Annotated in this window: 8 protein-coding genes; 3 read left to right on the top strand and 5 right to left on the bottom strand. The window is 71.5% G+C overall.

From position 1 onward, the window contains the following. Positions 1–126: 126 nt before the first annotated feature. The 5 genes from DLJ47_RS31150 to DLJ47_RS31130 all read right to left on the bottom strand — a co-directional run bounded on the left by DLJ47_RS31150 (position 127) and on the right by DLJ47_RS31130 (position 4,892). Positions 127–648, bottom strand: a complete 522-nt coding sequence (locus tag DLJ47_RS31150) for a hypothetical protein (protein ID WP_109905405.1) — start codon at positions 646–648, stop codon at positions 127–129. Between the two features lie 9 nt (positions 649–657). Beyond that, positions 658–1,062, bottom strand: coding sequence for a hypothetical protein (locus DLJ47_RS31145; protein WP_109905403.1), 405 nt, complete (start codon positions 1,060–1,062; stop codon positions 658–660). Positions 1,063–1,143: 81 nt separating this feature from the next. After that, on the bottom strand, positions 1,144–2,814 hold the full coding sequence (locus DLJ47_RS31140) for a fumarate hydratase (protein ID WP_109905401.1): 1,671 nt from the start codon (positions 2,812–2,814) through the stop codon (positions 1,144–1,146). A gap of 67 nt (positions 2,815–2,881) precedes the next feature. Continuing rightward, a complete protein-coding gene (locus tag DLJ47_RS31135) occupies positions 2,882–4,327 on the bottom strand; it encodes an outer membrane protein assembly factor BamB family protein (protein ID WP_109905399.1) in 1,446 nt (481 codons plus the stop codon). Positions 4,328–4,403: 76 nt separating this feature from the next. Beyond that, positions 4,404–4,892, bottom strand: coding sequence for an Lrp/AsnC family transcriptional regulator (locus DLJ47_RS31130; protein ID WP_109905397.1), 489 nt, complete (start codon positions 4,890–4,892; stop codon positions 4,404–4,406). 143 nt (positions 4,893–5,035) lie between these two features. Here DLJ47_RS31130 and hppD point away from each other — a divergent pair, with 143 nt between their 5' ends. From hppD to DLJ47_RS31115, 3 genes are all read left to right on the top strand, one after another. Further along, the gene (gene hppD / locus DLJ47_RS31125; RefSeq protein ID WP_109905395.1) at positions 5,036–6,241 is read left to right on the top strand and encodes a 4-hydroxyphenylpyruvate dioxygenase; all 1,206 of its coding nucleotides are present in this window, start codon (positions 5,036–5,038) and stop codon (positions 6,239–6,241) included. A gap of 11 nt (positions 6,242–6,252) precedes the next feature. Further along, positions 6,253–6,960, top strand: a complete 708-nt coding sequence (locus DLJ47_RS31120; RefSeq protein WP_109905393.1) for an RDD family protein — start codon at positions 6,253–6,255, stop codon at positions 6,958–6,960. 55 nt (positions 6,961–7,015) lie between these two features. Beyond that, positions 7,016–7,876, top strand: an 861-nt coding sequence (locus DLJ47_RS31115) for an RDD family protein (RefSeq protein WP_109905391.1), incomplete at its 3' end; no start/stop codon positions are given.

The following is a 7,876-nucleotide window of genomic DNA, read 5'->3' as shown; positions in this document are numbered from 1 at the left end:
GGTCGTGCTGGTTTCGTCACCTTCGCTCGTACCGAAGGCCCTTCCTCATGTCACGCCGCCACGCCATCGCCGTAGTCGATCTCCGCTGCGCCCAGCGACCGCCCAGAACCCTTATTTACCAGGCTCTCAGAGGCGCTGGACGTTCCGCACCATCGGATGGACCATCGAGCGCCACTCCCCGCCCTTGGCCCACGACCAGGCCACCGCGTCCGGAATCGCAAGGAGACAGTCGTCGTGGGCCTGTAGGTGGTAGTACCGTAGCTGCCCCGCCAGGCCGGTCCGCCGCAGCTGCAGGTTGAGCAACTCACGGTCAGCCTTGAGACGGGACTCGTCCAACTCCAGCACGAGACGCTCAGCCTTGGCGGCATCTGCGACGAGGCTTCGCAGGCAAGCCGCCCGGGCTTGCTTGTGGCAACGGAAGGCGGTGGCGTCGTAGATGGTGACGGCTACCGGAAGCCGTCTGATCGCGCTGAGGATGCTGCGGCGCCGCTCGTCCCGTTCCTTGCAGAAATGGATGCTGCGCTGGCCGGGCAGAGTCAGGCGGCCGACGATCTGCCGCGCACCGGCGACATCGTCGGATTCGACGAAGGCAGCCGCCAGCTTCAGGCCGCGTTCCTTCGTCTCGTCAACGAAGACGTGCAGTCCCACGCCGCCCCCTCAGACCGCTCTATACCGCAGGGTCTGCAGCGGGGCCCCGGTGGACGCCAGGGCGAAGAAACTCCAACCGTTGCGGTGCGGCGAGACGTCGGGGTTGTAGAGCTTCACGATTTCCCGCGCCGCCTGACTCGGCGTCCGGAACGATCGACCGGACAGCGGACCGGAGGTGATCTCGATCCGTCCAGGTCCCGGGACGAACAAGCCGTAGGTGCGGTGGCCAGCATAGTCGGCGTAGACGCGAACGGACGCTGGCTCCTGGTCGGCGCCCTCCTCTGGAGATGGCACGGATCCGGCCCGCGCCTGCGCCACCAGGCGCGCCACCACCTCACCTTTGGTGATACCAGCGATACTTGCCGCGAAGGTGAGGTAGTCGTCCGTGCCGTCATCGACCTCAACCTGCGGCATGGCGAACCTCCTCGGTCAGTAGACTCTACAGACCGAGGAGACTTCTGAGCAAGCCGAGAATTCTGAGGAGCGCGATGCCGGTCAGCGGCGGTTGCCGATGGTGAGGACCGGCTTGGTGACCTCGGCGAAGAAGTCCTCGCCCTTGTCGTCGACCACGATGAACGCCGGGAAGTCCTCCACCTGGATCTTCCAGACCGCCTCCATGCCCAGCTCGGGGTATTCGAGCACCTCGACGTGCTTGATGCAGTCCTGGGCCAGCCGGGCGGCCGGGCCGCCGATCGAGCCGAGGTAGAAGCCGCCGTGCTGCTGGCAGGAACGGGTCACCTGGGCGGACCGGTTGCCCTTGGCCAGCATCACCAGCGAGCCGCCGGCAGCCTGGAACTTCTCCACGTACGCGTCCATCCGCCCGGCGGTGGTCGGGCCGAACGAGCCGGAGGCGTAGCCCTCCGGGGTCTTGGCCGGGCCGGCGTAGTAGACCGCGTGGTCGCGCAGGTACTGCGGCATCGGCTCACCGGCGTCCAGCCGCTCGGCGATCTTGGCGTGCGCGATGTCCCGGGCCACCACCAGCGGGCCGGTAAGCGAGAGCCGGGTCTTCACCGGGTACTTGGACAGCTCGGCGCGGATCTCGTCCATCGGCCGGTTGAGGTCCACCCGGACCACCTCGGAGCTGTCCAGCTGCGCCTCGGTGACGTCCGGTAGGTAGCGGGCCGGGTCGGTCTCCAGCCGCTCCAGCCACACCCCGGACGGGGTGATCTTGGCGACCGCCTGCCGGTCGGCCGAGCAGGAGACGGCGATCGCCACCGGGCAGGAGGCGCCGTGCCGGGGCAGTCGGACCACCCGCACGTCGTGGCAGAAGTAACGGCCGCCGAACTGGGCGCCGATGCCGAAGTTGCGGGTCAGCTCCAGCACCTCGGCCTCCAGCTCCAGGTCGCGGAAGCCGTGCGCGGTCATCGAGCCGGCGGTGGGCAGCGCGTCGAGGTACTTGGCGCTGGCGTACTTGGCGGTCTTCAGGGCGTACTCGGCGCTGGTGCCGCCGATGACGATCGCCAGGTGGTACGGCGGGCAGGCGGAGGTGCCGATCAGCCGCAGCTTCTCCTCCAGGAACTGCATCATCCGCGTGGGGTTGAGCAGCGCCTTGGTCTCCTGGTAGAGGTACGACTTGTTGGCCGAACCGCCGCCCTTGGCCATGAAGAGGAACTTGTACGCGTCCGGGTGCCCGTCCGGGTCCTCGGCGTAGAGCTCCACCTGCGCCGGCAGGTTGCTGCCGGTGTTGCGCTCCTCCCACATGGTCAGCGGGGCGAGCTGCGAGTAGCGCAGGTTCAGCCGGGTGTACGCCTGCCACACGCCGCGCGAGATCGCCTCGGCGTCGCCGCCGTCGGTGAGCACGTGCCGGCCGCGCTTGCCCATCACGATCGCGGTGCCGGTGTCCTGGCACATCGGCAGCACGCCACCGGCTGCGATGTTGGCGTTGCGCAGCAGGTCGAGCGCGACGAACCGGTCGTTCGGCGAGGCCGCCGGGTCGTCGATGATCGAGCGCAGCTGGGCCAGGTGCGCGGGACGCAGGAAGTGCGCGATGTCGTGCATCGCCTCGGCGGTCAGCGCGGTGAGCGCGGCCGGCTCCACGGTGAGGAACCGGCGACCTCCGGGGCCGTTGACGACGTCGACGCCCTCGTCGGTGACCAGGCGGTACTCCGTCTGGTCCGGACCGGTCGGCAGCAGGGGAGCGTACGAGAAGGCGGCGGCACTGCTCATGACCGGCAAGCCTAGGGCAGAGCGGTCGATCGGTCCCACCCGCCGGGTGCGTCCTGGGACGCCGCTCTCACCCGTCCTTGCCGCGGTCGGGGTCCGGGCAGAGTTCCCGCTTCGGGCCACAGCTGTCGACCGGCTCCGGGACCACCTGGCCGGTGCCGCCCGGAGCGGGGACGCCGCCGTTCCCGGTGGGCGGGGGTGCCCCCGCCGCGCCGGAGAAGCGCACGTACGCGATCTCCCGCCCCTCCCCGATGATCATGCCGTTCGGGCCGACCGCCAGCGCGTTCGCGGCGGTCCGCAGCACTGCCAGTTCCCGCCCGCTCCGGGGGTCGAGCGCGACCAGCCGGGACGGCTTCTCGTCGGCGACCAGCGCCGCGTACGGGGTGAGCGCGGCACCGGCCTTCGCGCCGGCGGGCCGCCGCCACCGCACCTGGCCGCCGGCCAGTTCCCGGGCCACGACGGTGTTCTTGTCGGCCGTCCGGGCCAGCGCGTAGCGGTCGTCGACGGCGAGCAGCCGCTCCCCCTCGGCGCCGACCCACAGCAGCCGCCCGTCGTACCCGTCGAGGACCGCCTCCCGGCCGTCCGGGGCCACCCCGATCAGCACGCTTCGCGCCCCCTGCGGGTCCTCGCGCTGGACGCAGCCGGCGCTGTCGGCGGTGCGCAGGTTGATCCCGGAGCGCCGCCAGGTCTCCTGGCCGGTCGCCGGGTCCCGGCCGGAGATGGCGAAGTAGCAGCTGCCGTCCTGGGACCGGGCGGTGATCCGCAGCATCCGGCCGCCGACCACGGAGAGCCGCTCGTCCCGGCCCGGTTCGACGTTCTGCAGCACCCGGCCGGTGGCGGTGTCCACCACGTGCACCCGGCCGTCCACCGGGAAGCCGAGCAGCGGCGGCACCGGCTCCGGCCCGGCCACGTCCTCGTCGATCCGCACCGCGTCGAGCCGGCGGGTGCCGAGCAGGCCCGGGTTGTCGCCGAGCAGGCCGCTGCGCACCCCGGGCATGAAGGCCGTCCAGAGCGGGGTGCTGCCGCGCGGGTCCCAGGCGCTCAGCGTGCAGTCGGTGGCGTCGACACAGTGCGCGTCCAGCAACAGGTTGCGGTACGTCCACACGGCCACCGCGTCGTCGTCGCGCCGGCGGGTCACCCCGGTGGTCGGGTCGAGCACCTCGTACCCCTTGACCAGCAGCTTGCCCACGACGACGACGGCGTCCCGGTCGCCGCCGGCCACGGCCGACCAGTCGGCCTTGCGCTCCCACAGCTGGCTGCCGGTGCCCAGCGCCCGGGCCTCCACCCGGGTACGCTGCTCGACCACCACGGTGTCACCGGCGATGGTGACGCTGCGCGGGGTGCCGCCGATCCGCTGCTGCCAGACCACGTCCGGCTCGGCGATCGGCTCGCTCCGGTCGACCCAGTCCCACAAGGTGGGGAACGGGTTCCACACCCCGGTCGCGGCGAGGACGACGACCACGATCAGCGCGAGCAGCAACCCGCCACGCACGCCGAGGCCGCTCCCCTTAGCCACACCGGACACGGTAGTCACGATCACCGTGCTCCCGGGTTCCCGCGCCGCGTGTCGCCGCGCTTTCTCGACCGGCCGGTCAGCGCCCGGCGGCGGAACGGACCAGCGGCAGGGTGCGGTAGGGGATCTGCTCGGCCAGCGCGATGATCGTCGAGGCGCGGGTGATGCCCTCGTAGGAGACGATCTGGTCGATCACCCGCTGCAGGTCGGTGTTCGACCGGGCCACGATCCGGCAGAGCAGGTCGCTGGAGCCGGTGATGGTGTGCGCCTCCAGCACCTCGGGGATCGCGGCCAGGTGCGCGGCGACCGGGTCGTGCCCGTGCCGCTGGCTGATCTCCAGCGTGACGAAGCTGGTCACCGCGAACCCGATCGCGGCCGGCGAGATGTCCGGCCCGAATCCGCCGATCACCCCGCGCCCGACCAGCTTGTCGAGCCGGGCCTGGACGGTGCCGCGGGCCACGCCGAGCCGCCGGGAGCACTCCAGCACCCCGGTCCGGGGCTCCTCGGCGAGCAACTCGATCAACCTGGCGTCCAGGTCGTCCAGCTGTACATCCTGACCACCATTCATGGGTGAACACCCTACTGAATGCGCAACCTGACCAGCGCTCACGCTGCCAGTTGCCCAGTGACGCCGGTCACCGCGATGCTCGGCGGAGGAACATCCGCACGGCGACGGCCCATGAGGCCGGCCGGTACGCAAGGGAGGCCACCATGACCCAGGCGATCGACCGACCCACCCCGACCGAGGAGGTCGACGTCGACGCGCTCGTCGGCGCGGTCGACCACGACATCAGCCGTGACCCGTTCCCCGTCAAGGGACTCGACCACGTGCACTTCCTGGTGGGCAACGCCAAACAGGCCGCCCACTACTACTCCACCGCGTTCGGCATGACCTGCGTGGCGTACCGGGGCCCGGAGCAGGGCTACCGGGACCACGCCCAGTACGTGCTGACCAGCGGCTCGGCCCGGTTCGTGCTGACCGGCGCGGTCCGCCCGGACGCCGAGGGCGCCGAGCACGTCGCCCGGCACAGCGACGGGGTCAGCGACATCGCGCTGGAGGTGCCGGACGTCGACGCCGCGTACGCGCACGCCACCGCGCAGGGCGCGACCGGCCTGGTCGAGCCGCACGACGTCAGCGACGAGCACGGCACCGTCCGGCTGGCCGCCATCGCCACCTACGGCGACACCCGGCACACCCTGGTCGACCGGTCCCGCTACACCGGCCCGTTCCTGCCCGGCTTCGTGGCCCGCGGGCCGATCGTGGACCGGCAGCCGATGATCGACGCCGGGGTCCAGCCGAAGCGCTTCTTCCAAGCCGTCGACCACATCGTCGGCAACGTCGAACTCGGCCGGATGGACGAGTGGGTCGAGTTCTACAAGCGCGTCATGGGCTTCTCGAACATGGCGGAGTTCATCGGCGACGACATCGCCACCGACTACTCGGCGCTGATGAGCAAGGTGGTCGCCAACGGCACCCGCAAGGTGAAGTTCCCGCTGAACGAGCCGGCGATCGCCCGCAAGAAGTCGCAGATCGACGAGTACCTGGAGTTCTACCAGGGCCCGGGTGCCCAGCACATCGCGGTCGCCACCAACGACATCCTGGCCAGCGTGGACGCGATGCGGGCCGCCGGCGTGGAGTTCCTGGACACCCCGGACTCGTACTACGACGACCCGGAGCTGCGCGCCCGGATCGGCGAGGTGCGGGTGCCGATCGAGGAGCTGAAGTCCCGCAAGATCCTGGTCGACCGGGACGAGGACGGCTACCTGCTGCAGATCTTCACCAAGCCGGTGCAGGACCGGCCGACCGTCTTCTTCGAGCTGATCGAGCGGCACGGCTCGCTCGGCTTCGGCAAGGGCAACTTCAAGGCGCTCTTCGAGGCCATCGAGCGGGAGCAGGAGAAGCGCGGCAACCTGTAACACTGTCGAGCGTGACGCAGCCTCCGACGTACCCGACGCCGCCGGCGGGTGGGCCCGCGCCCACCGCCGGCGGCTTCGCGCCGCCCGCCGGTCCCATCCCTCAGGGGTACGCGGTGCCGCCGCAGTTCACCCCGGCCGGCCATCCGCCGCCCGGGTGGGTCCCGCCGCCGGGTCCGGTCGGGCCGCCCCGCCCGGCGCCGACGCTCACCCCCGCCGGGCAGCCGCTGGCCAGCTTCACCGACCGGCTGCTGGCCGCGCTGGTCGACGCCGCGGTCTTCTACGGCGTCGGGCTCGTGCTCGCGGTGCCGGCGTTGATCATCTTCTTCGCGGTCGTGCTGCCCGACCTCGTCCGGATCGCCCCGGACGGCACCGTCGCGCAACCGGACCTGTGGCGCGACTTCCTCGTGCCGTTCCTCTGGATGGAACTCGCCATCGTGGCGATCTCGTTCGTGGTCGCCTACGTCTACTACGTCGAGATGATGTTCCGCACCGGCCAGACCTACGGCAAGAAGGTCATGAAGCTGCGCGTCGTACCCCTGGACCCGGACCGCTCGCTGGACCGGCGGGCCGCCGTGCGGCGGTTCCTGGTGCAGCAGGTCGGCGGGCTGGTTCCCGGCCTCGGCTACCTCGACGGGCTGTGGCAGCTGTGGGACAAGCCGTGGCAGCAGTGCCTGCACGACCGCTTCGCCGGCACGGTCGTCGTTAAGGTTGCTTCGTGAGCGCGAGGAGTGAGCCGGGTTTGCGAGCCCCGCAGTCGCGAACAGAGGCAGCACAGTGAGCGTGGAACCGGGCTGGTACGTCGACCCCGCCGATCCGGAGACCCGGCGGTACTGGGACGGTGGGGGGTGGATCGGCGCGCCGATCCCCGTCGACGCCGCGGTGCCCGAGGGTCCACCGCCGGCCGAACCGGCCCCGGCCCCGCCGCCCGCCCCGGTCACGCCGGCCGCGCCGGTCACCGTGTCCGGCCCGCCGATCTCCGCGCCGGGCGGGCCGTCCGGCGTGCCGCATCCGGGGCCGGTGTACCCGGGGCAGCCCTATCCCCAGCTCGGCATGCCGCCGTCCTGGCCACCGGGGCAGTGGCCCGGCCGGCCGCCGGAGCCGCGCCCGCACGGGCTGCCGCTGGCCAACTTCGGGGCGCGGCTGGTCGCCCGGCTGATCGACTTCGGCATCGTCTTCGCGCTGAACGCGGTGGTGAACGGCTGGTTCGTCTGGCGGCTGATCGAGGAGGTCACCCCGTACTGGCGGGAGGTGTGGCGGCGGGCGCTGGCCGGCGACACGTCGACCGAGGGGCTGCCGCAGCCGAGCGAGCAGGCCGGCGGGCTGCAGATCGTCATCCTGCTGATCGCCACCGCGCTCTGGCTCGCGTACGAGGTGCCGACGACGGCGTCCACCGGGCAGACCTTCGGCAAGCGGGTGATGGGCGTCAAGGTGGTGCCGCTCGCCGGCGACCAGCCGCTCGGCTTCGGCCGGGCCCTGCGCCGGTGGAACACCCTGGGCCTGCCCACCCTGCTCTGGTACTGCTGTGGCCTCGGCCTGCTGCTCCAACTCCTCGACGCGCTATCGCCGCTCTTCGACCACCCGCTGCGGCAGGCGCTGCACGACAAGCGCGCGCAGACCGTGGTGGTCCAGTTGCCC

Origin of the sequence: Micromonospora sp. S4605 (assembly GCF_003176715.1) — a bacterium.
Lineage (GTDB): Bacteria > Actinomycetota > Actinomycetes > Mycobacteriales > Micromonosporaceae > Micromonospora > Micromonospora echinaurantiaca.
Note: the sequence above shows the minus strand (reverse complement) of the source record. Positions and strands in the feature narration are given on the sequence as shown.

Excerpts from the sequence above, each read along its gene's own strand:
- hppD (WP_109905395.1), top strand. The coding sequence starts at position 5,036 with ATGACCCAGGCGATCGACCGACCCACCCCGACCGAGGAGGTCGACGTC.
- DLJ47_RS31145 (WP_109905403.1), bottom strand. The coding sequence starts at position 1,062 with ATGCCGCAGGTTGAGGTCGATGACGGCACGGACGACTACCTCACCTTC.
- DLJ47_RS31130 (WP_109905397.1), bottom strand. The coding sequence starts at position 4,892 with ATGAATGGTGGTCAGGATGTACAGCTGGACGACCTGGACGCCAGGTTG.
- DLJ47_RS31140 (WP_109905401.1), bottom strand. The coding sequence starts at position 2,814 with ATGAGCAGTGCCGCCGCCTTCTCGTACGCTCCCCTGCTGCCGACCGGT.